Below are 23,503 nucleotides of genomic sequence, written 5' to 3'. Positions count from 1 at the left end.
ATGCCAGCGGCGCCGAGCAACGACCCTCCCCCACCATCGCGGGCCGGCGGCGGTGGTACCGCCACCGGCCCAACGTGAACAATCTACCGATGCTCCGTTACGAACGGTTGACCCTTACTGTACGGAGAAGAATGTCGATGGGGTAGACCAGGACAACTCGGGCGTTGCGGTGCTGATGACGGTCGCCGTGGTGCCGTTGACCACCGCCGTCGGGGCGGCCGTCGGGTCGAACGGCACGCTCCGCAGCGCGCCGTCGGTGGAGCCGTAGACGATCCGGCCGCCCACCCAGGCCATGCCTCGCACCGCGGACCAGGTCACACCGGTGGTCGGCAGGGTGAACTCGGTGGCGCCGAGGTAGTTGCCGTCGATCTCGAAGTAGCGGTAGTAGAGGTTGTTGGCCCCGGTCCGGGTGTAGTAGAGCCGGCCGTCGAGGAAGAACGCGCCGGTCAGCAACGCCGGGTTGTACCAGTCGTTGTAGCCGGACGCCTCCCACGGAGCGCCGATCGCGCCGCCGTTGAAGAGCGAGACGTCGATCCGGCTGCCGGTGGGCGTGCCGGCCACCGTGTGCGACCAGTAGATCCGGTCGTCCACCCGCCAGGTCGCGCCGGCCGCCGTGTACGCGGGCTGGCTGACGCTTGTCGCGGTGCCCAGCGCGGTGCCGTTGAACGGCACCTTCGCCACGGTGCCCGAGGCGGTGCCCAGGTAGAGGTTGCCGGTGGTCGCCGACGGCGGGTTCTTCGGGATGAAGGTACGCCCGCCGGAGAGCGGGAACATGCCGAGCCGGCCGTGGTACTCCTCGCCCATGCCGTCGGAGTTGTGCCCGAAGTAGAGGCCGTCCGAGCCGCGCCACAGCACCGGCACCGACGAACCCCAGTTGCTGGTGCCCGACGGCATCGAGGCGCTGCCACTCCGGCGCGGGTTCCAGTTCACCGGCATGCCGGTCGCCGGCGTGACGGCGGCGATGCCGAGTCGGTCGACCGCGCCCGGGCCCGCGTTGTCGCTGGCGTTCGGGTTGTTGACCCAGCGGAAGTGCCCACCCAGGTAGATGACGTTGTCGGCCACCTCGACCGAGGTGATGGTGTCGTTGCCGGTGTAGTCGACCCAGGTGGCGAGCAGGCCACTGCCCCGCGCGGCGGTCTCGAAGCGGACCAGGGCGTCGCAGTACGCGGCCGGCCAACCGGCGCCGCCGTTGGTGCCGACCACGAACCAGCTACCGTCGCCGCCGAACTTCACGTCCTGCACGTAGTGGACGAAGGTCGTCGGCGCCGCGCACGGCGGGACGAACTTGTCGGTGCTCCAGTCGAGCACCGTGGGGGTCCCGGAGACGTCCACCAGCGCCATCTGGTTACGCGGCAGGTCGTTCACGAGCGTGAAGTTGCCGCCGACGACGAGGGTGTCGCCGTCCGGTGCGACGTCGATGGTCCAGACGTACGACGTGGTGCTGTGCCGCCCCACGGTGGCGTCGATGCTGAAGCTCGAATCGATCGCACCGGTGGTCGCGTTGAGCCGGCCGAGGCCGGAGTGCGCGGTGCCGTTGAGCCAGTTGAACGCGCCGGCCACGTACAGCCAGTTACCGTCCAACGCCAGGTCACGGACCGTGCCGCCGTCCGAGCGCCCGACCCAGCTGTCGATGATCGCGCCGGTGGAGGGGTTGAGCGCCACCAGGTTCTTCCGGGAGACGCCGTTGACGTTCTTGAAGGCGCCGCCGACGATCAGCGTGCCGCCGGGGCCGGCGAGCAGGGTGTTGACCGCGCCGTCGAGCACCGGCAAGAACGTGGTCGACATGGTGCCGGTGGTCCGGTCGTACGCGAAGAGGTAGCGCTGGGTGACCCACGCGGAACTGGCGGTCTGCCGGAGCTGGGTGAAGCTGCCGCCGACGAAGACCGTGTTGCCCACCTGCGCGAAGGCGCGGGTCTCACCGTCTCGCGCGTGCGGGGTCGTGTCGGCGGGGTTCGCCGACACCAGGGTCGCCGTCGCCGGGACCGGTACCACCGCAGCCGACGCGGTCGTGGGCACGCCCAGAGCTGCGGCGATGATCGCCAACGCGACCATCCCCGCCCGAGTACGACGACGTCCTGCGGAACGCCACAAGTGCGAGAGTTTGGGCACGCTGCGCCTCCAGATTGGATGAGAACCCGAGGTAGCGTGCCTCGTCCAGCCTGGTAAACAAAATCCGCCGATTGGGCGGTGCATGAATCCGCAAGCCGACAGAACGCCGGAGGATCGGTTTGTCCGACCCCCGGCGAACGCCGTCGCGTCAGTCCAACTGGGTCGTCAGCGGCTACCTCCGGTGGGTTGCCGCAGGTAGGGATCCTGCCCCGCCTTGGCGAAGCCGGCCACCGCCGAGGCATCGTGGTTCATCGTCATGTCACAGGTCGACGTGCGGCTGGTCATGCCGGCCGAGTTGAAGTAGATGGCCGCCTTGATCTTCGGGTGCGCCTTCAGCGCCGCCGGGAACTCCTGGAACCAGCGCTGCTTGGCGCTCGGGTCGGCGGCGTCGAAGTTGGTGCCGAACTCGGCGAGCATCCGGGGCTTACCGGCGCCGATGCCGTTGTCGTCCAGCCAGCGGTAGAAGCCACCGACAGTCGTGCTCGGGCTCTTCCAGACCGTACTGCCGTTGCAGACGTGGAAGTTGTACGGGTCGTAGGCGACCCAGTCGACGTACTGGTCGCCCGGGTACAGCCCGGCGTACCGGGAGTAGTGCCCGGACCAGCCCATCATCGTCCAGACCCAGACCGCATTCGTCGCGCCCGCGTTGGCGAACCGGGCGTGCACGTAGCGCCAGGCCCGGACGAAGTCGGCGTCGCTGCCCTTGTTCGGCTCGTCCTCCGGCTCGTGGTCGAAGCCGATGAAGACCGGCACCCCGGCGGCCTTGATCCGGCCCGCGACCGCGTCGATGGTGCCGTCCTGCTTGCCGCCGTAGACATCCGACCACTTGAGAGTGGTGCCGGCGGAGAAGTCACGGGACTCCCAGGCGAAGAACATCAGCCGGCCCTCGCGCATCTGCTGCTGTTCGTACATGTCGGGGAAGGCGCCGTTACTGCCGGCGTTGGAGAAGTCGTGGTAGCGGTGCACGATGTCGAACTTGCGCCCGACCTGCGCCTCCACGTCGGAGACGGCCTTGCCGTGATCCCAGCCGCCGGCTGCCCCGGCGGGCGAGTACATGCCCCACCAGGCTCCGCAGGACGGCACGAGCTTGTCCGAGACGGACCCACACTTGCCGGCCGGGAGGGTGCCGCTGGGGCTCGGGCTGGGCGTCCGGGTCGGCGCGACTGTCGGTGACGGCGTCGGCGCCGCGGTGGTCGGCGGCGCGCTCGGTGACGGCGGCGGAGCCGGCCTGGTGGTCGGCGCCGACGACGGTCGGGCCCCGAGGTCGTAGCTGATCAGCAGGCTGGGCCGCAGGTCCGGGTTGCGGTTCTCGACCGACGCCCAGTAGATCCGGCTCTCCAGGCCACCCTGCGCGAGCGAGACCGTCCAGGTGCCGTTGCCGGTGACAAGCTTGGAGACGTCCCACTCGTTGAGGCCCTTGGACACGCTCGTCACGCTGTCGAGTGGCGCACCGGCCGGTGTCAGCGGGGGCCGCGACTCGCGGGCGCTCAGCGGCGAGGCGTGCGCCGTGACCGTGGCGGCGAACTGCTGCCAGGCGTGCACCCGCAGCGTCGCCCGGATGTTGACCGCGGCGGCCGGCACGGTGGTGACCGCGAACTCGATGACCGCCTCGCGAGCACCGCGCGGGTTGCCGTCGCAGCGGGTCGCGCAGGTGGCGAGGGTCGTCTTGGCCGCGTTGTCACCGTCCTGCGACACCGCGGTCGCGGTGGTGTCCGCCGCCGCCCGGATCGACAGGTCGTCGCTGGCCAGTAGCGGCATCATGGTCGCCACGATGCCGGCCACCACCGTGCCGCCGACCACGCCGATGGCAATCGCCTTACGGCGGGGTCCGGAACGGAACCGGGTGATGCGGTGCAGTCCGTGCCTGGTCAAGGAAACTCCTTGTGTCTGCGTCCGTAACGGTGTGCAGCGTATCGATGACCAGGGCACGTCGTGAGGAGGACAGTTTTCCGTAAGCGCGTCTTAACCGTGAGCTAAGAATCTGGCCGGGAGTTGATCCGCGTCGAACTCCTGGACAGAGGGCACGGGTGGGCTCAACCCTCCGTCACACAGTGGGTGGGGTCGAAGACCGGATCGGCGATTGCGGTCAGCAGCCGTTTGGCCGGCGCGTAGGTGGGATCGACGTGGCGTCCAAGGACGATGGCAGCCGCAGTGCTGGCACCGGCGGTCTTCAGGGCATGCGCCAGTGACTGGACCCGGGCTCCGGTCGTCCAGGTGTCCTCGAGAATCAGCGCATGGATCGGCACGCGAGAGGTGGGCACGAGCGGCGCAAACCAGTCGGCGTGGAAGTCGTGGTCGTCTGCCCCGTAGTCCGAATTGACCGAACTGACAATCCAGGGCAGGCCGAGTCGGTTGCCGACAAGAGCCGCGAGTGGATGCGGCCCAGCGCGACCACGTGTACTCGGGACGGTGATGACATGCGTCGGTGATGCGCCGACACGGTCCGCGATACAAGCAAGATGGTCTCGTAGGAAGAGCAGCAGCAGTGCGAGCAGGCTCCGCCGCGCCTGCTCGGAGCGCGCTGCACCCTTGTACGACCGCAGATTGTGATGATGCTGCCAGGTTCGTGGTGAGTAGGAGACCGGTACGACCAGGTCCGCCAGGATGCCGTCGGACTGCGTGAGATGGGATTGGCAGCGGAAGCAGACCGAGTAGCCCTCGCTACGAACACCCCGGCACGTGGGGCAGACCCATGAGTACACCGGTAGTGGGTTACGTAGATACCCGCGCTGGACTTCCACATAGCGGCTGATGATGGTCCAGCGCTGGTCAGCGAAGGGCGAAGTCAGGGAAGCTCTCCAGACCGGCGCCGGTGGGGTGGTAGCTGAGGATGTCGTCAACGGCCTCCAGCAGCTGTGCGGTGCCGTGAACGACGTAGACCCCTGGGTTCTCGGCGAACGTCCTGGCCCAGTTGCACTGCATGACCTGGCTTGTGAGAACGACCGGACGGCCGTGCTGAAGGGCCAGCCGGGCCTGAATCCTCGCTCCGCTGGTTTCACCCGCCTCGACAACGACGGTCGCGACTGCGTACCCACTCATGACGGCGTTGCGCATCGGAAAGCTCTGCCTGCTCGGTGCAGCATCAGGCCAGAACTGGGAGACCACGAGCCCAACGTCGGCGATGTGGTCCTGGAGACCTCGGTTACCTGATGGGTAGTAACGGCGGATGCCAGTGCCGAGGACGGCGACAGTGCGCCCGCCGGCCTCCAACGCAGCGGAGTGCGCGGCGGTGTCGATGCCGGCTGCGAGCCCACTCACCACCGTCACCCCGCGGCCCGCAAGCGTCGTGGCGACGGCCCGGGCAATCCGAAGACCCTCGTCGCTGGCCTTGCGGCTGCCGACGACGGCTACCGCCCGATCATGAACCCGCAGATCACCCTTACTGAACAGGATCGGCGGCACCTCTCGGATGCCGAGCAACTGGGCTGGATAGGTGTCGTCGAAGAACGCGTGGACACCGACGCCATCCCGCTGCCAGTCGGCGACCTCGGCAAGGGCCTCGCTGATCAGATCGGTGGTCGAATCCCCCTCGGGGAAGAGCGTGTCGGAGTGGCCGACCATGCGGTCGAGGACCGCCCTGGCACTGCCGTTCTCCTGGATGTCGAGAGCGACCTCCGACCAGCGCGTCTGTTGCAGGCGAAGTAGCGCAACCAGGGACGCCCGCTCGATCGCCACCGTGTCCATGGAAGGGATCGTAGGCCCTGGGGTGCGCGCCTGGCTCGACCATCCAGGCCAGCGTTGCGGGTACGAACTTCCAGAGCCCCTCATTCCTCGAACATATGTTCCAGACGGTAATGAATCAAGCTTGACCCGATCGTTCAGCTCGACCCGTCAGCTTGTCCGCGCGGCAGCCAACGCGGCGGCCATCGCCGCTCTCGGCGCGGGCACGCCGGTGAACTGCTCGAACTGCCCGACCGCCTGGGCCAGCAGCAGATCCAGACCGGAGACGATCCGGCAGCCGGCCGCGTCGGCGGCGGTCGCCAGCGGCGTCGGCCACGGGTCGTAGAGCGCGTCGAAGAACACCGCGCCCGCTCGCCACGCCACCGCGCCGGCCAAGGGGTCGGCGACCCCCTTCGGCACCGTGGACACGACCACGTCCGCGGTGGCGAGCTGTCGGGGCGCGTCACCCCACGGCGCGGGCGTCAGCGCGACGCGCAGCGCGTCGCCCACCGGACGCAGCTCCTCGACCGCCTCCGCTCGACGGGCCACCACCGTCACCGACGAGCAGGCCAGCTCCGCCGCCGCCGCGAGCGCGGCGCGGGCCGTCCCGCCGGCGCCGAGCACCGTCACGGCGGCACCGGCGGTCACCCCGGCGTCGGTGAGCACCCGCACCATGCCGGCGACGTCGGTGTTGTCCGCGTACCAGGAGCCGTCCGGACGGCGTACCAACGTGTTGGCCGCGCCGACGGCGGCGGCGACCGGCGACGCGGCGTCGGCCACGGCGAGCGCCGCCTCCTTGCCCGGCATGGTCACCGACAACCCGGCCCACTCCGGGCCCAGGCCGGCGACCAGATCCGGCAGCTCCGCCGCCGCGCACTCGATCCGAATGTACGACCACCCGGTCAGCCCGGCGGCCACGTAGCCGGCAGTGTGGATCACCGGGGAGAGGGAGTGCGTGATCGGCTTGCCCAGCACCGCGGCCCGACGGGTCGCCTCGGTCACCCCGCACCACCCAGCGCTGCCGCCGTGTTCCGCATCACTCTCCGTCCTCCCGAACCCTCGGATCGACCATACCCAGCAGGCAGGTCGAGCCACCAGATACCCACTACTGCGGACCGCAACCGGGAGGTAAGCGCTTGACGCTCATCGATGGGAGTGAAAACATTTCCGGCGACGGTACGGCCGATCCAAAAATGGGGGGAACCTTGAACAAACGCATTCTGCGTGCCCTGATCGCAATTGCCGCGGTCTTCAGCCTCTCGCTGATGATCGGCGCGCCCGCCAAGGCGGACCCGGCAGCGGGCAGCTGGTCGGACAACCACGAGCTGTGCAACTCCAGCTCCTGCGTGCGTGCCGGCAACATCGTGCGGCTCTGGCAGGCCATCATCTGGGCCGACGACCTGAGCGGCTCCGTCGGCACCAGCTTCATCGACGGGGAGTACGGCTCCAACACCGCTGCCAAGACCAGGACCTGGCAGGACGTGATGAACATCGGCATCGACGGCTCCGTCGGGCCGCAGACCTGGGGCGAGGCGTACGGCGCTGTCAACCGCAACACGGGCTTCGACACCAGCACCCAGACCGGCTACTTCTACTACGGCTACAACCGCACGTTCGGTCTGCGTAAGCAGAACAGCAACGGCGTGTGGACGTTCCTCAACCCGCGCACCGGCACGTGGACCGGCACGAGTCACTGACAATGACGCAGTAATTGCGCATCGCGGCTGACTGAAACGTAAAGGCTCCCTTCCCGATGGCGACCACAATTGCGGTCGCAATGGGAAGGGAGCCTTTACGTGTGACCGGGCCGGTCAGATGATGCCGGCCTCCCGAGCCTTGTTCTCGTTGCGCTGGTGCTGCTCGTACGTCTCGGCGAACGCGGAGTGGCCCTGCTTGTCGATCGCCACGAAGTAGAGCCACTTGCCGGTCGGCGTGTCCATCGCCCCTTCCAGGGCCTGCTTGCCCGGGTTGTTGATCGGGGTGGGGATCATGCCGCGCAGCTTGCGGTTGTACGGGTTCTTCTGGTCGTCCAGCTCGGCCGCCGTCATCTGCTTGGACGACTTGGTCGGTTTGCCGATCGACTCCAGGTAGTAGTTGACCGTGACGTCCATTTCCAGGCAGTTGCACGGGAACTCGCCGTACGCCCGGTTGTAGGCCACCCGGGCGACCTTGCCGAGGTCGTCCTTGTTACCGGCCTCAGCCTGCGCGAGGGACGCCACGATGAGCGCCTCGTACGGGCTGACCTTGCGCTCCTCCTGCACCCGGTCGGCGAACTTCATCTCCCCGCTTACCGAGAGGAAGCGGTTCACCATCAGCTTGAGGATGCTCTCGGCGGTGGACTTCGGCGGGATCTCGTAGGTGTCCGGGAAGAGGAAACCCTCGATGGACTTGACGCTCTTCTTGCCGTCGCCGCGCGTGAACCACCAGTCCGGGACGCCGAGCCCCTCCGGGTCCTTCGCGGCGGCCTGGAAGTTCTTGACCGGGATCTTGGTCTTCTCGGAGAGCAGCTTGTAGATGTTGAAGCTGGTGCGGCCCTCGGGGATGGTCAGCCCGTTGACGATCTTGTTCTTCAGGTCGAGCATCGCGGTCACCGCGTTCGCGCCGCTCATCTGCTTGCGCAGCTTGTACGTGCCCGGCTGGATGTTCTTGCTGCGTGAGTTGGCTTCGGCCGCCTCGATGAAGGCCTTCTGGCTCTTCACCACGTCGGCCGCCACGAGGGCGTCGGCCATGTCGGCGAGCAGCGCGCCGCTCTTGATCTCGACGGTGATCTCACCGGCCCCGCCGCCGTCGTAGTCGGGGGTGACGAAGTAGTTCTGGATGCGGTCGAAGCCGTAGAACGCGCCGCCGCCGATGCCGCCCAAGAGGAGCAGAGCCATCAACAGAGCCAGGAACGTCTTTCCCCGGCCGCCGCCGGACCCGCCCTTGCGCTTGCGGAAGCCGCGCCGGTGCCGACCCTTCTCACCCCGCTCCGGCTCGTCGAACCCAAGGTCCAGATCGTCGATCATTACGTCCGCCTCCGCTGCGCGTCCAGCCAGCTCTGCAGGATCTCCACCGCGGCCGCCTGATCGACAACCGCACGTTGACGTTTACCTCGGACGCCACGCTCGGCAAGCCTACGAGAAGCGACCACGGTCGACATCCTCTCGTCGGTGAGCGTTACCGGGACAGGCGCCACCACATCGACCAGTCGGTCAGCGTACGCCTTCACATGGGCGGCCGCAGGGCCGTGCTTGCCGGCGAGATTGACCGGAAGGCCGACGACGACCCCGACGGCCTCATGTTCGGCCACCAACGCGGCCAGCTCGGCGAGGTCGCTCGGCAGCGCGTCCGGCGCCGCCGTGAGGTCGCGGGCAAGCGTGACCAGCGGCGTCGCCAGGATCCCGTCCGGATCCGAGCGGGAGACACCCACCCGCACCTGGCCGACATCCACGCCGATCCGCACCCCACGCGTCAACTCAGCCACCGACGGTCACCCCCGGCCGGGTACGAACCAGGGCGGACCAAACGGTCCGCCCTGGCTGACAGTGATGGTTCGTCACGCCTCAGTGATCGCCTTCTCGACGGTGAGCAGCAGCTTCGGCGCTTCGGCCGCCGGCAGACCGCCGCCCTGGGCGAGGTCCGGGCTGCCACCCCCGCGCCCGGAGAACGCCGCCTTCACCAGGTCCGATGCGGCCAGGCCCCGGCTGCGCGCCGCCGCGTTGACCGCCACCACCAGCGACGCCTTGCCGTTGGACCGAGCCGACACCGCGACGACCGCCGGCCGTGCCGGGTCGATCTTGCCGCGGATCTCCTGGGCCAGGGTGCGCACGTCGTTGCCGGCCGCGCCCTCCGGCGCCTCGGTGCCCACGTACGCGACCCCGTGCACGTCCTTGGCCTGCGCCGCGAGCGCCGACGCGCCGCCAAGCACCAGCTGGGCGCGCAGCTTCTCCAGTTCCTTCTCCGCGTCGCGGAGCTGGGTGACGGTCTGCTCCACCCGGTCGGCCACCTGGTCGTTGGGCACCCGGTACAGCTCGGCCAACCGGGAGACCAACAGGTGCTCCTTGGCCAGGAAACCGAAGGCGTCCATGCCGACGAGCGCCTCGACCCGGCGGACGCCGGAACCGATCGACGACTCGGAGAGGATCTTCACGAGGCCGAGTTGCGCCGAGCGGGCCACGTGCGTGCCGCCGCACAGCTCCCGGGCGTAGTCGCCCACCTCGACGACCCGCACCTCCTCGCCGTACTTCTCGCCGAAGAGCGCCATCGCGCCGATCTTCCGCGCCTCGTCCAACGAGGTGATGAAGGCGTGCACCTCCAGGTCGGCCAGGAGCACCTCGTTGACCTGCTGCTCGACGTCGCGCAGGACGCTCGGCGACACGCCGGTGGGGGTGTTGAAGTCGAACCGGAGCCGACCGGGGGCGTTCAGCGACCCGGCCTGCGTGGCCGACTCACCGAGGAAGTTCCGCATGGTCTGGTGCACCAGGTGCGTGGCGGTGTGCGACCGGGAGATCGCCCGACGCCGGGTCGTGTCGATCTCGGCGAAGCCGGCCTCACCGGCACGGACCTCGCCCCGGATCACCCGGGCACGGTGCACGATCAGGCCGGGCACCGGCTGCTGCACGTCGAGCACCTCGACCTGCCCGCCGCCAACCGTGATCATGCCCTGGTCGGGCTGCTGCCCACCGCCCTCGGCGTAGAACGGGGTGGTGTCCAGCACCAGCTCGATGGTGTCGCCCTCGGTCGCCGCCTGACGCGGGCCGTCGGCGCCGAGCAGCGCCCGCACCGTCGACTCGCGGGACACCTCGCTGTACCCGGTGAACGTCACCGGGCCACCCGCGTCGAGCACCGACCGGTACGCCGACAGGTCCACGTGGCCGGTCTTGCGCGCCTGCGCATCGGCCTTCGCCCGGGTCCGCTGGTCGGCCATCAGCCGCCGGAAACCCTCGTCGTCGACCGTGAGGCCCTGCTCCGCGGCGATCTCCAGGGTCAGGTCGATCGGGAAGCCGTACGTGTCGTGCAACTGGAACGCCTTCGCCCCGGACAACGCCGAGCCACCCGCCGTGCGGGTCTCCGCGATCGCCGTGTCCAGGATCGTGGTGCCCGCACGCAGGGTCGACAGGAACGCCTCCTCCTCCGCGTACGCGTAGTCCGCGATCCGGTCGAAGTCGGTCGCCAGCTCCGGGTACGACGGGGCCATGCAGTCCCGCGCCACCGGCAGCAGCTCGGGCAGCGCCCGGTCCTGCCAGCCCAGCAGCCGGATCGACCGGATCGCCCGGCGCATGATCCGCCGCAGCACGTACCCACGGCCCTCGTTCGACGGGGTCACCCCGTCGCCGATCAGCATCAACGCCGTCCGCACGTGGTCCGCGATGACCCGCAACCGCACGTCGTCCGGGTGCGACTCACTCGCCACGTGCCCCGAGTGCGCGCCGTAGCGCTTCCCGGTCAACTCGGCCGCCCGGGCAAGGATCGGCCGGACCTCGTCGATCTCGTACAGGTTGTCCACACCCTGCAGGATCGACGCCATCCGCTCCAGGCCCATGCCGGTGTCGATGTTCTTCGCCGGCAGGTCACCCAGGATCGGGTAGTCCTCCTTGGTCGTTCCCGGACCCCGCTCGAACTGCATGAACACGAGGTTCCAGTACTCCATGTAGCGGTCCTCGTCGACCGCCGGACCACCCTCACGCCCGTACTCCGGACCCCGGTCGTAGAACAGCTCCGACGACGGACCGCACGGCCCGGGGATGCCCATCGACCAGAAGTTGTCCGCCTTGCCCCGACGCACGATCCGCTCCGCCGGCACCCCCACCGACCGCCAGATCTCGAACGCCTCGTCGTCGTCGAGGTAGATCGTCGGCCAGATCCGCTCCGGATCCAACCCGTAACCACCCTCGGCGACCGGCTTCGTGGACAACTCCCAGGCCAGCGGAATCGCGCCCGCCTTGAAGTAGTCGCCGAAGGAGAAGTTGCCGTTCATCTGGAAGAACGTGCCATGCCGGCTGGTCTTGCCGACCTCGTCGATGTCCGGGGTGCGGATGCACTTCTGCACACTCACCGCCCGCTGGTACGCGGGCGTCTGCTGACCCAGGAAGTACGGGACGAACTGCACCATGCCGGCGTTGACGAACAACAGGTTCGGATCGCTGATGGCGGGCAGCGGAGCGGACGGCACCACGGTGTGGCCATTCGCCTCGAAGTGCGCGAGGTACCGCCGCTTGATCTCCGCCGTCTTCATCGCTGGTGTTCCTCCGGAAAGATTTCTCGATCGCCGATCCGCGGGTCCTCCCGCAGCTCGGCGAACTGATCGTCGAACGCCTCACCGTGGGCGAACGCGTGGTGGATCTCCTGCTCGCGTTCGGCCATCCCGACCCGGACGTCCTCCACGAAACTACGCAGCGACTCGACGAGCCCGCCAGCGGATTCCGTCAGCGAGCTGGCGATGCCCGCCGGTGTGTACGCCTGCGCGGTCCGGGTCACCCTGCGCACCACGACCACACCGACGGCGACCCCGATGCCGAGCCAGAACAAGCGCCTCATGTCTCGCTACCTCCTGCTGCGCCGGCCGGTCAGCTGTTGCCGCGTCGCGCGGCCCGTCGCTGCTGCTTGATGGTGTCGCGTACCTCACGCTCGGTCTCGGCGTGCCGGCGACCGGCGGCGGCCTTCCGCACGCCGTAGCCGAACGCGGCCACCTTGACCAGCGGGTTGGCGGCCGCGGCGGAGACCACGGTGGCCAGGTTGGCGACGTTTGCGGTGACGTTCTGCGCGTGGCTGGTCATGGTGTCGACCTTCGCCAGTTGGAGGTTCACACCGTCGAGCGAGACCTGCACCTGTTCCAGCGCGGTGTTGACGTTCTTCACCGTGGTGTTCACGTCACCGAGCAGCGGTGCGGTCCGGTCGTTGAGGTCGTTGATCATGCGGGTGGTGGCGTCAACCGTGTGCCGCAGCCGCAGGATGGGCAGCGTCAGGATGAGCACCAGCACCGCGAACGCGGATGCCGCGATCAGCGCCGCGATCGCTCCAATGTCGCCCACGCCTGTCCTCCTCAAGCAGAGTTCCGCAGGACCCGACGTCCCCGGACCGCACAACCATGGCACCCCAACCGGCCGCCGAACCATCGGCGCTCACCGGTAGCGGGCGTGCCCGCCAGCCCCAGACCCTACCGTCCGTGATGGAGACCGGCTCACGACGGTGAGGATGTCAGCTCACCCAACGGATCCGCGCTGACCGTTGGGAACGGATCCTCACCGGTCAGTGACGGGTCGGTGGTCGGCTGCGGCCTGGTCCGCTCGTCGTCGATCGCATTGCGTACCTTCACCGACACCAACGAGCCGGTGCACTCGGTCGCAGCGGCCGACGGGTCGGCGGACGGCACGACCGCCGGCTCGCCGTCGACCGGCGGCGGCACACAGGTCGGCTCGCGTACCCACAGGTCGAGGGTCAGCTCGTCGCGACGCCAGCAGGTGTAGCTGCCCTTCGTCTGCTGCTCCGGGCAGCGGTCCACCTTCCATGGCCGCCACCCGTCCTGGCGCAGCGCGTCCTCGTAGACCTGCGCGGTCTCCTTGGGCGCCTTCTCCGAGGTCACCGTGCGCTCACGCAGGCGGCAGTCGAGCAGGCACCACCGGCTGCCGCTGACGTCGTCGACAGTCTTCGCAGCCGCCCAGCCGGGCACGCTGAGCTGGTCCAGGTTGTCGAAGACCGGGTCACGACTCAGCGTCCGGAGGCCGAAGAAGAGCGGCACCGCGCCGAGCAGCACGACACTGACCAGCACCAACGCCGCCGCGCGCAGACGGCGTCGTTCACGGGTCTGCCGGTGCTCCTCGGAACGGGCACCCGGCGCGGCGTCGTCGTCCGGCGCGTCCTGACCGGCCGAGCGCAGCGCCGGTCCGTCGGAGGGCTCCGGTGCCGGCCGGTCCACCGGGCCGGACGCGGACGGCACCACGACGGCGGCGCGGGCCACGCCGACAGGCTCGCCGGCGCGGCCGGGCGGTGGCACCGGGGCGACACCGCTCGGCTCGGCACGACCGGGCTCCCGGTGTGGAGGCAGGGCACGCCCGGCGGCACGGTCGGTCGGCGCGGGTCGGCCGGTCGGCACCGCACCACGGGCCGGAACAGCCGGCCCCGGTTCACCTGCCATCCGGTCGTCGGTGGGTGGTGGCGCGCCGGGTGGGCGGACGGCGGCGCGCGCCGGACCGTCCGGACGTGACCGCGGCGGAGCATCCACACCCGGCGGCACCGCCGCACGAGGCGGACCGTCCGGGCGGGTCGTGTCGCGGGGTGCCGCCTCGGCACCCGGACCGGGGCGCAGGGGGCCGTCAGCGCCACCGCGCCCGGTGCCGGGCGCCGGCGCGTCGCCGGGGATGGGACGGGCCCGGCCCGGTGGGGCGGAGCGGGCGGCGCCTCGAGCCGCGGCGTCCGGACCGGGCCCCACCACGGCACGGCCGCGCCGGCCGGTGGGGTCCGGCGGGGGAACCGCAGCGGCACCCCGTCCTCGGGCGGGCCGTTCAGTGGGCGTCGGCGGGTAGGGCAGTGCCTGCTCCCCGGTGGACCCGGACCCGTCCGGCCGGACGGCACGACGACCTGTCGGTGCGTCCGCGCCCGGGTCGACAGGCGGGCCGGCCGGCCGGCGGACGGAGGGCCCCTCCGCGGCCGGGTCCGGCACGGCGAGCCGACCGGACGCCGTGTCGGTGAGGTCCGCCGACCCGGTGGGCGGCACCGGACGGCGGCCTCCGGACGGCGGGCCGCCGTCGCGGCGGTTCACCACTTGCAGGCCAGGGTCGGTGTGGGGCAGGCGGCCGGCCTGACGGAGCCAGTCCGCGGGCCGCTCTGGACGGTCCGGCCGGCCCAGACGGGGTTCGCCGCCGGGTGGCGTCCGGCGTTCCGGTTCCGTTCGACGGTCCTGTTCGTCGGAGACGACCCGGCGGCGACCGGTGCCGTCGGCGGGGCCGGCGGTGGGCAGGGCACCGCTGTGCGCGCCGGTCGCCTCGGGCACCGACGACGCGTTGCCCGAGCGGGGCACGGCAGGCGCGTTGCCCGAGCGGGGCACCACCGGCTCGTCTGGCTCCGCGGCGCGGCGACGCCCGCCCGCCGCCGCACGCGGGTTCGCGGCACGCCGCCCGGTGGGCTCGGGGGCACCGGGGTCGGCCGGCCCCGGGCGACGCCGGGCGGTACGCGGGTCACGATCGATGGCAGGGTCGGGCCGCAGGCCGTCCGCGGACGGCGGCGGCACGACGCCAGCCGGCGCGCCGTCGAAGCGGGTCGACCCGGGGGCGGCGACGGCCGGTGCCTGGTCGGGTGGCGGGCCGGCGGCGCGTCGTCCAGCCGGCGTGCCGTCAGCGGGCGGACGGGCCCGGCCGGGCTCGGCCGGCTGCTCCGGACCAGGCCGTCGAACCGGCGGGCCCGCGTCCGGGCGGCGCACCTGTGGCATCACGTCGGGATGCCCGCCCGGTGCGGCGTCCTGGTGACGTCCGGGTGCGACAGCGCCGTCCGGACGACGGACCGGCGAGGCGGCGGTGTCCGGACGACGGCCGGCCGGCGGGCCCACGGGCGGAAGGCCGGCGGGTGGACCGGGAGGGGCCGCGGCACCGCGAGGACGGGCCGGGCCACCGGGCGCGTCCGGTGCCGGTCGAGGCCCCTGCGGGCCGACCGGGTCACTGCCACCCGGGCGGACGGCGGGTGGCGGCGGTGGTACGGCGGCGCGGGCACCGGGCACCGGCTGCACGCCACGGCGCGGCGGTTGCCCCGCCACGCCGGGACCCGCGGCGGGTGGCCGGTCATCGGGGCGGCGGCCGGGTGGCGGCGCCTCCCCCGGCCAGGGGCCGTCGACCTGTCGACGGGCGCCGACGCCGCCCGGTTCGCCCGGGCGGGCGGCCGGTGGCGCCGCGGACTCCGGCCCACCGCCGCGCGGACCGGCTGGCTCTGCCGGCGTACGGGGGGCGGCCGGGGCCGGCGGCCCGGTCGGGTCTGCCGGCGGCATGCCCCCACGGGGCCGGTTCGGCTCCGCAGGTGCGCCGTCCGGGCCCAGCTCGGTGCGTTGCTGCTTGGCCGAGCGCAGGTCGTCGATCCAGCCGAACTCCTCGCCGGCGACCGGCTCCTCCGGCTCGGGCTCAGCCGCCCGACCGCGACCCCAACGGCGGGTCTTGGCGCGGGGATCGCGCCGCTCGTCCGGGCCCTCGTCCGGCCGGTCCCCACCACGCGACTTCACTGTTGACCCTCTCCTGCGGCGTCGGTGCCGCTGTCCTGCATCGTGCCGGGGGCACCGGTGCCCGTCGTCGGACGGACGGCCCCCGGGGATAGCGCTGGCGCGGTCTGCGCCGTTACGGACGGCTCGGATGTCGGCGTCTGCGGGCGGGCGGCCGGGGCCGGCAGACCCCGCACGATCCGGCGCAGCAGTGGCAGCCGGCCGGCCACCGACCGCTCCGCGCCGTGCGGGCTGGGCTCGTAGTAGTCGGTGCCCACCAGGTCGTCCGGGACGTACTGCTGGGTGACCACACCGCGCTGGTCGTCGTGCGGGTAGCGGTAACCGGTGCCGTGGCCCAACCCGCGGGCGCCCGCGTAGTGCGCGTCGCGCAGCCCCCGCGGCACCGGGCCACCGCGACCGGCCCGGACGTCGGCAATCGCGGCGCCGATGGCGGTGGTGGCCGAGTTCGACTTGGGCGCGGTGGCGAGGTGGATCACCGCCTGGGCGAGGTTGAGCTGCGCTTCGGGCAGCCCGACGTACTCGACCGCGTGCGCGGCGGCGGTCGCGACGCTCAGCGCCGAGGGGTCGGCCATGCCCACGTCCTCGCTGGCGAAGATGACCAGCCGACGGGCGATGAACCGGGCGTCCTCGCCGGCGACGAGCATGCGGGCCAGCCAGTGCACCGCCGCGTCCACGTCCGACCCGCGCATGCTCTTGATGAACGCGCTGACCACGTCGTAGTGGGCGTCACCGTCGCGGTCGTAGCGCACCGCCGCCACGTCGACCGCCTGCTCGGCGGTGGCGAGGTCGATCCGCCCACCACCGAGGGCCGCGGCGGAGGCCGCCGCCGCCTCCAGCGCGGTGAGCGCCTTACGGACGTCGCCGGCGGCCAACCGGACCAGGTGGTCCTCGGCCTCGGTGGTCAGGGCCAGCGCGCCGTCCAGGCCACGCTTGTCGGCGACCGCGCGGCGCAGCAGGCCCCGCACCGCCTCGTCGTCGAGCGGTTGCAGGGTGAGCAGCACGCACCGCGACAGCAGCGGTGAGATGACCGAGAAGTACGGGTTCTCCGTGGTCGCCGCCAGCAGGGTGACCGTACGGTCCTCGACGGCGGCGAGCAGCGAGTCCTGTTGGGTCTTGCTGAACCGGTGCACCTCGTCGATGAAGAGCACGGTCTGCGGGCCGCCGGAACGGCGCTGGCGGCGAGCCGTCTCGATCACCGCCCGCACGTCCTTCACACCGGCGGAGAGCGCCGACATGGCGACGAAGCGGCGGTCGGTGGCGCCGGCCACCAGGTGCGCGATGGTGGTCTTGCCGCTGCCCGGCGGGCCCCAGAGGATCACCGACATCGGAGCCCCGCCGGAGACCAACTGCCGCAGGGGTGCGCCGGGGGCGAGCAGGTGCTCCTGCCCGACCAACTCGTCGAGGGTCACCGGGCGCATCCGGACGGGCAGGGGTGAGTCGTCGGCCACCGCGGTGAAGCCGTCGACACCGGCGGGACCGTCGGGCGCGCTGCGCGACCCGGCCGGTTCACCGAGGGAGAAGAGGGCGTCGGACTCCATCACGAAGACAGTACCGGGCCGGACCCACGACGCCGGAATCGCGCCGTGGGCCCGCCACCGGTGATCGGTTCCGGTCAGCCACGCCCGGGGCGCCGGCCCCGGTACCAGCGGCCGCCGCCACCGCCGCGCGGACCGCTGCCCACGCCGGCCAGGTAGAGCGAGAGCAGGAGCAACCCGATGAGTACGAGGGTGTTCCAGTTGAACAGGTCGGGCGCTCCGAAGTTGGTGTCGAGCAGGTCGAGAAGCAGGGCGAAGCCAAAGACGATGGCCGCGAGAATGGCGAGCATGTCGGTCCTCCGGTGGGGGTTCCCAGTAGGTCGGCGCGTGATGTACCCAATCGGTCGACTCGCCAATCTCCATCGTGGATCAGGGCGACTCCGCGCGGACGTCGTACCCTCGGCTCCTAGGCTGGGGCCATGATCATCGAAGACCAGCTGCTTCCGGACCGGGACGCCATCCTGGGCGCTGTCGGCCATCACCCGTTCGCCCGGCACGCGCTCGGGCGGCCCGTGCCGGTGCGCGGGTACCGACGTGACGGTGCCGTGCTGTGGCTGGTTCCGCCCGACTACGGGCCGGCCGGCTGCGCGATCGGCCCGGCCGGGGCGGTGCTGGAGATCTGTGTCGCGCTTGCCGCCGACGGGGTGTTCCAGCCCGGGCAGCGGCTGCACCTGCCTCGCCACGATCGCGCCCTGGTGGAGGACCGGCTGGCGGTGGCCGAGCACAGCGACTGGGACTTCCACTGGACCGACGCGTCGCCGCCGACGCAGCCGGACGAGCGGTCGGTCGTACGCCTCACCGACGCCGACCAGCCGGCGCTGGCGGCGCTGGTGGACGAGTCGTTCCCCAGCAGCACCTCCCGCCCGGGCGACCCACGGGTGGTCGACTGGTACGGCATCCGCGCCGGCGACCGCCTGGTGGCGTGCGGCGCGGACCGCAGCCAGGGTGACCTCGGTTTCCTCGCCGGCCTGACCGTCGCCCCCGACCAGCGAGGTCGGGGGCTCGGCGCGTCGCTGACCGCCGGGATGACCCGGGCGTTGCTGACCCGCCACGAGATGGTGGGGCTCGGCGTCTACACGCACAACGTCGGTGCGGCCCGGCTCTACCGCCGGCTCGGCTACACCAACACTCTCCCGCTCAGCTCGATCCGCCTCGCCTGACCGGCGATTCGGCCGATCAGGCGAGGGGCCTTCGCTAACGGTCGGCGGCGGGCACCGGGACCGCTGTCGGCTCGACGGCGGGAGCCGGTCGGCGGCCGGCCAGCCAGGCGGGCAGGTAGAGCGGGGCGGCGACGGCGAGCATCACCGCGCCGACCACCATCGCGGTGCTGACGCTTGTCGCGGCGGCGAGCGCGGTGAGCGCCACCCCGCCCAGCGCACCGGCGGGCTGCCCCACCATCGAGTTCAGCGACAGCACGCTGGTCCGGTACGGGCCCTCGACCTGACGGTGCAGCAACCCGCTGTGCAACGGGTTGGACGCGCCGTGCACGGTGTAGCAGGCCAGGTACGCCACCAACACCCCGACCGGCCCGGCGAACAACCCCATGCCCACCACCGTCACGCCCTGGAGGATGCGCAGCAGGGCCGCCCCTGGAGCCGCCCCGAACCAGCGCAGCAGCAGCGGAGTCAACGCCGCACCGGCGGCCGAGGCGAGCCAGGCGGCCGAGTTCGCCGGTCCGAGCAGCGCGGCGGCACGTTCCGGATTACCGATCACCTCGGCGAGCCGCACCGGCAACAGCGACTCGAAGGTGACCATGCCGAAGCCCCAGAACAGCTCCACCGCCACCAGGGCCAGCAACACCCGGGAGCGGCGCAGCAGCTTGACCGCCTCACCGATCATCCGGGGCGCCTGGACCACCGAGGCCCGCAGCGCCACCACCCCGGTGGCCGGCCGCTCCTCGACAAGCAGCACGACGAGCGCCACGAGCGCCGCCGCCTGCGCCACGATGGCCGCGAGCACGGGCACCGTCAGCGCGGTGACCGGCCCGATCGGCCCGAGCGCGATGAGGCCGCCGCTGAGCAACGCGCCAGCGCCGATGGCCCCACCGACGACGGTTCCCGCGTACCCGAGACCACGCTCGTACTCGGCCTCCGGGTCGGCGGCCAGGGTGGCGTCGACGTACCAGGACTCCAACGGACCGCTGTCCAGCGCCCGGTAGACGCCCTGCAACGCCCAGACCACGAAGAACAGCACGAACGAGTCGGCCACCGCGAACAGCGCGAGGGAGGCGAGGTTGAGCACGCCGGCGGCGAGCAGCACCGGTCGGCGACCCAGGGCGTCGGCGAGCCCGCCGGTGGGCAACTCCAGCGCCAGCACCAGCAGCCCCTGCGCCGTGCCGACCAGGCCGATCTGCGGCAGGGACAGGCCGCGCTCCTGCATCAGCAGGATCATCACCGGGATCATCAGACCCGTGGGCAGCCAGCGCAGGCCGTAGAGCGTGAGGTAACGACCCCGAACCTGGCGTACGGTCAGCGCGCTCACGGCACCTCCTCGATTCGCGACTGCGGGGCTCGCAAGACCGGCTCACTCCTCGCCCTCATGACAGACCCTCGCGCAGCGGGTAGCTGGCCAGGAAGACCTGCACCGGGCGGGCGTCCGGGTCGACAGAGCCGGCGGCGTCGGCCTCGCGGTGATACCGCTCCAGCACCTGCCACACCTCTGCCTGAAGTTCCTCGAGCCGGGCCGCAGGAATGGTCATGAAGATGTCGCTCATGCCGAAGGCGTCCCGCCAGGCCGGCGACCACTCGTGCTGGGTCGCGAACCAGCGGTCGGCGGTCTCGGCGAGGAGTCGCACCTGGTCTCCCTGGATCCACTCGATCGCGGCCCGGGCGTCGGGGTCGTCGTCGAAGTCGGTCGGATCCCAGTTCGTGACGTCGTGCGCGGCCTGCCACCAGCGCTGCCGGCCACGGCCCCGGTCGGGGTCCTCGGTGACCAGCCCGACGTCGGCGAGCTGGCGCAGGTGGTAGCTGGTCGCGCCGGTGTTGGTGCCGAGCAGTTCGGCGAGGGTGGTGGCGGTGGCGGGCCCCTTCACCCGCAGGGCGCCGACCAGCCGCATCCGCAGCGGATGGGCCAGCACCCGAACCTGCCGCTTGTCGATGCGCACCTCACGCGGGGCGGGCCGCACTGTCGCTTCGTCGTTCGCCATGACTGCACACTATCTCTGCACACTTCCTTTGCACAATAGTTATGCATAGGAAGTGTGCAGAGACTTTCACGGTGTGAGCAGTTCGCGCACCCCCCGCAAGCGCGTACGCAGCAGGCCGGCGGCTCGGGTGGAGTCGAGGCGTACGTCGAGGGGGCGGACCAGACCGGCGGCCACGCTCGTGGTGGTCTTCAACCCCGCCGCGTCCAGGCCGTCGTGCTCGGCGACAAGCAGGCCCAGCTCGGCCCGGCTGACCGCGTCCGGGCCGGCCACGTTGAGCAGACCGGCGTACGACGAGACGACAAGCTCCAGCACGGCGTCGGCCAGGTCGGTGACGTCGACGGGGCAGCGCAGCTCGTCGCTGAACAGGGTGGCCCGGCCGGCGAGCGCGTCCCGGCACAGCTGGATCTGCTTGCTGCCCTCCCCCAGGATCAGGGAGGTCCGCACCACTGCCGCGCCCGGGTCGACGGCCCGCACGGCGGTCTCGGCGGCGGCCTTCGCGGCCCCGTACGCGTGCACCGGCGTGGGTGGTTCGTCGTCGGCGTACGGCACGGGTCGTCCGGCGTGCAGCGCGTCGCTGGACACGTGCACCAGCCGGGCCCCTGCCTCGGCGGCGGCGAGCGCCACGTGCGCGGCACCGTCGGCGGTGACCGCCCAGTTCCCGTACCGATAGGGGGTGCCGACCACGGCGTCCGGCCGCACCTCGGCGACAAGCGCGAGCACGGCGGCCCGATCGGTCACATCCAGTCGCCGCGCCGCGACTCCCGGCACGGCGACCTCACCGGAGTGGAACGTCCCGACGACAGTGAACCCCGCGTCGACGCCCCGCCGACACACCTCGCGCCCCAGAAGCCCACTGCCCCCGACGACAAGCACCCGCACCAGAACCCACTCCCCCACAGTCGACCAAGAGGTTTGCGTCATCTCGTGGGGCGATGATGACGCAAACCTCTTGATCAACCACGCAAGGGCGGCGGGGCGTGCGGTCAGACCGGGTCTGCTACCGGGGCTGCGGGGCCGGCGGTTCCGGTGTGCGCGGCGGGGGCCGGCTTGGGCTTGGCGTCGATGCCGGCCTCGGTGCGCTGCTGGGCGGTGATCGGGGTGGGGGCGCTGGTCAGCGGGTCGAAACCACCGCGGGTCTTCGGGAAGGCGATGACCTCACGGATGGAGTCGGCACCGGCGAGCAGCATGCAGACCCGGTCCCAGCCGAAGGCGATGCCACCGTGCGGCGGGGCGCCGTACTTGAACGCCTCCAGCAGGAAGCCGAACTTGTCCTGCGCCTCCTCGGCGGTGATGCCGAGCAGGTCGAACACCCGCTTCTGCACGTCGCCCCGGTGGATACGGATCGACCCGCCGCCGATCTCGTTGCCGTTGCAGACGATGTCGTACGCGTACGCCAGGGCCCGGTCCGGAGCCTCCTCGAACCGGTCGACCCACTCGGCGTTCGGCGAGGTGAACGGGTGGTGCACGGCGGTCCAGCCACCCGCCCGACCGTTCTCCTGGTCGGAGGCCGGCTCGAACATCGGCGCGTCGACCACCCAGCAGAACGCCCAGGCACTCTCGTCGATCAGGCCGGACCGCTTGGCGATCTCGACGCGGGCCGCCCCGAGCAGCTCCTGCGCCTCCCGCGTGGTGGCGCTCGCGGCGAAGAAGACCGCGTCACCCGGCTTGGCCCCGACCGCGTCGGCGAGCCCACCCAGGTGCTCGGCGGACAGGTTCTTCGCCACCGGGCCACGCGCCTCGCCGGTCTCGGCGTCCAGCACCACGTACGCCAGGCCACGGGCGCCCCGCGCCTTCGCCCAGTCCTGCCAGCCGTCCAGCTCCTTGCGGCTCTGCGCCGCGCCACCCGGCATCACCACCGCGCCCACGTAGCCGCCCGCGTCGATCGCGCCGGCGAAGACCCGGAACTCGGTGCCGCGCAGGTAGTCCGTCAGCTCGGTCAGCTCGACGCCGTAGCGCAGGTCCGGCTTGTCGGAGCCGTACCGGGCCATCGCGTCGTGCCAGGTGATGCGCGGGATCGGGCGGGTGATCTCGTGCCCGGCCAGGTCCTCCCAGAGCGCGGAGACGATCGCCTCGCCGAGGTCGATCACGTCGTCCTCGGTCACGAACGACATCTCGATGTCGAGCTGGGTGAACTCCGGCTGCCGGTCGGCGCGGAAGTCCTCGTCGCGGTAGCAGCGGGCGATCTGGTAGTACCGCTCCATGCCGCCCACCATCAGCAGCTGCTTGAACAGCTGCGGTGACTGCGGCAGCGCATACCAGCTGCCCGGCTGCAGGCGCACCGGCACCAGGAAGTCGCGGGCGCCCTCCGGCGTCGAGCGGGTCAGCGTCGGCGTCTCGATCTCCAGGAAGTCCCGCTCGTGCAGCACGCCCCGGGCGAGCTGGCTGGCGCGCGAGCGCAGCCGCAGCGCGTTCGCCGGGCCGCTGCGGCGCAGGTCCAGGTAGCGGTACCGGAGTCGAATGTCGTCGCCGGCCTCGATCTGGTCGTCCACCGGCAGCGGCAGCGGGGCCGCCTCGGAGAGCACCTCCAGCTCGACGGCGGTCACCTCGACCTCGCCGGTGGGCAGCTCCGGGTTCTCGTTGCCGGCCGGGCGGCGGGTCACCTCGCCGACGACCTTCACGCAGAACTCGTTGCGCAGCGCGTGCGCATCCTCCTCGCGGAACACCACCTGGACAACACCGGAACCGTCGCGCAGGTCGACGAAGATGACCCCGCCGTGGTCGCGGCGGCGGGCCACCCAGCCGGCGAGCGTCACCGTCGAGCCGGCGTCCGCGGCGCGCAGGCTTCCGGCATTGTGGGTACGGATCACGGCTGGCAACTCCTCATCGTGGAACAGTCCTCACCGGCATTCTGTCAGGGGTGGCCGCCCCACCTGTGGG

19 protein-coding genes are annotated in these 23,503 nt (G+C 71.4%); 2 read left to right on the top strand and 17 right to left on the bottom strand.

The genetic code is table 11. The features are described from left to right. Positions 1–114: 114 nt before the first annotated feature. From ACWER9_RS20025 to ACWER9_RS20005, 5 genes are all read right to left on the bottom strand, one after another. The gene (locus tag ACWER9_RS20025; RefSeq protein WP_452303251.1) at positions 115–2,052 is read right to left on the bottom strand and encodes a hypothetical protein; all 1,938 of its coding nucleotides are present in this window, start codon (positions 2,050–2,052) and stop codon (positions 115–117) included. Positions 2,053–2,274: 222 nt separating this feature from the next. Next, on the bottom strand, positions 2,275–3,981 hold the full coding sequence (locus tag ACWER9_RS20020) for a glycoside hydrolase (RefSeq protein WP_452303250.1): 1,707 nt from the start codon (positions 3,979–3,981) through the stop codon (positions 2,275–2,277). Positions 3,982–4,142: 161 nt separating this feature from the next. Then, on the bottom strand, positions 4,143–4,811 hold the full coding sequence (locus ACWER9_RS20015; RefSeq protein ID WP_452303249.1) for a phosphoribosyltransferase: 669 nt from the start codon (positions 4,809–4,811) through the stop codon (positions 4,143–4,145). Between the two features lie 67 nt (positions 4,812–4,878). Further along, entirely contained in the window at positions 4,879–5,793 is a 915-nt protein-coding gene (locus ACWER9_RS20010) for a DNA-processing protein DprA (RefSeq protein ID WP_452303248.1), read from the bottom strand. A gap of 147 nt (positions 5,794–5,940) precedes the next feature. Beyond that, positions 5,941–6,771: a shikimate dehydrogenase gene (locus ACWER9_RS20005; protein ID WP_452303247.1), complete on the bottom strand. Its 831-nt coding sequence runs from the start codon at positions 6,769–6,771 to the stop codon at positions 5,941–5,943. 203 nt (positions 6,772–6,974) lie between these two features. Here ACWER9_RS20005 and ACWER9_RS20000 point away from each other — a divergent pair, with 203 nt between their 5' ends. Beyond that, positions 6,975–7,466: a peptidoglycan-binding domain-containing protein gene (locus ACWER9_RS20000; RefSeq protein WP_452303246.1), complete on the top strand. Its 492-nt coding sequence runs from the start codon at positions 6,975–6,977 to the stop codon at positions 7,464–7,466. 114 nt (positions 7,467–7,580) lie between these two features. On the opposite strand, the gene mltG is transcribed toward ACWER9_RS20000, so the two are convergent. From mltG to ACWER9_RS19960, 8 genes are all read right to left on the bottom strand, one after another. Continuing rightward, positions 7,581–8,774 (bottom strand): endolytic transglycosylase MltG, encoded by a 1,194-nt coding sequence (gene mltG / locus ACWER9_RS19995; protein ID WP_452303245.1) that lies wholly within the window; start codon positions 8,772–8,774, stop codon positions 7,581–7,583. Then, the gene (ruvX, locus tag ACWER9_RS19990; RefSeq protein ID WP_452303244.1) at positions 8,774–9,232 is read right to left on the bottom strand and encodes a Holliday junction resolvase RuvX; all 459 of its coding nucleotides are present in this window, start codon (positions 9,230–9,232) and stop codon (positions 8,774–8,776) included. The genes mltG and ruvX overlap by 1 nt, the downstream gene beginning before the upstream one ends. Positions 9,233–9,304: 72 nt before the next feature. After that, entirely contained in the window at positions 9,305–11,983 is a 2,679-nt protein-coding gene (alaS, locus tag ACWER9_RS19985; RefSeq protein ID WP_452303243.1) for an alanine--tRNA ligase, read from the bottom strand. Further along, entirely contained in the window at positions 11,980–12,285 is a 306-nt protein-coding gene (locus ACWER9_RS19980) for a hypothetical protein (protein ID WP_452303242.1), read from the bottom strand. Before ACWER9_RS19980 ends, alaS begins: the two co-directional genes overlap by 4 nt. A gap of 29 nt (positions 12,286–12,314) precedes the next feature. Further along, entirely contained in the window at positions 12,315–12,779 is a 465-nt protein-coding gene (locus tag ACWER9_RS19975) for a DUF948 domain-containing protein (RefSeq protein ID WP_357355147.1), read from the bottom strand. Positions 12,780–12,928: 149 nt separating this feature from the next. After that, positions 12,929–13,624: a hypothetical protein gene (locus tag ACWER9_RS19970; RefSeq protein WP_452303266.1), complete on the bottom strand. Its 696-nt coding sequence runs from the start codon at positions 13,622–13,624 to the stop codon at positions 12,929–12,931. A gap of 2,321 nt (positions 13,625–15,945) precedes the next feature. Beyond that, positions 15,946–17,484, bottom strand: coding sequence for a replication-associated recombination protein A (locus tag ACWER9_RS19965; RefSeq protein ID WP_452303241.1), 1,539 nt, complete (start codon positions 17,482–17,484; stop codon positions 15,946–15,948). A 74-nt stretch (positions 17,485–17,558) separates the two neighbouring features. Next, positions 17,559–17,771: a hypothetical protein gene (locus ACWER9_RS19960; protein ID WP_334506565.1), complete on the bottom strand. Its 213-nt coding sequence runs from the start codon at positions 17,769–17,771 to the stop codon at positions 17,559–17,561. A 129-nt stretch (positions 17,772–17,900) separates the two neighbouring features. Between ACWER9_RS19960 and ACWER9_RS19955 the strand changes: the two genes are divergently transcribed. Further along, positions 17,901–18,641 carry a GNAT family N-acetyltransferase gene (locus tag ACWER9_RS19955; protein ID WP_452303240.1) on the top strand — a complete coding sequence of 247 codons (741 nt, stop codon included), beginning with the start codon at positions 17,901–17,903 and terminating at the stop codon, positions 18,639–18,641. A 34-nt stretch (positions 18,642–18,675) separates the two neighbouring features. On the opposite strand, the gene ACWER9_RS19950 is transcribed toward ACWER9_RS19955, so the two are convergent. The 4 genes from ACWER9_RS19950 to aspS form a co-directional block, all read right to left on the bottom strand. Next, complete coding sequence (locus tag ACWER9_RS19950) at positions 18,676–19,962, bottom strand: MFS transporter (RefSeq protein ID WP_452303239.1); 1,287 nt, start codon at positions 19,960–19,962, stop codon at positions 18,676–18,678. Positions 19,963–20,017: 55 nt separating this feature from the next. After that, positions 20,018–20,626, bottom strand: a complete 609-nt coding sequence (locus ACWER9_RS19945; protein WP_452303238.1) for an ArsR/SmtB family transcription factor — start codon at positions 20,624–20,626, stop codon at positions 20,018–20,020. Positions 20,627–20,692: 66 nt separating this feature from the next. Continuing rightward, the gene (locus tag ACWER9_RS19940) at positions 20,693–21,547 is read right to left on the bottom strand and encodes a sugar nucleotide-binding protein (protein ID WP_452303237.1); all 855 of its coding nucleotides are present in this window, start codon (positions 21,545–21,547) and stop codon (positions 20,693–20,695) included. 62 nt (positions 21,548–21,609) lie between these two features. Next, positions 21,610–23,433, bottom strand: a complete 1,824-nt coding sequence (aspS, locus tag ACWER9_RS19935) for an aspartate--tRNA ligase (RefSeq protein ID WP_452303236.1) — start codon at positions 23,431–23,433, stop codon at positions 21,610–21,612. Positions 23,434–23,503 lie beyond the last annotated feature (70 nt).

The organism is Micromonospora sp. NPDC003944, from assembly GCF_053605225.1.
The sequence above is the reverse complement of the archived record's forward strand: the minus strand, read 5'-3'. Positions and strand labels throughout refer to the sequence as shown.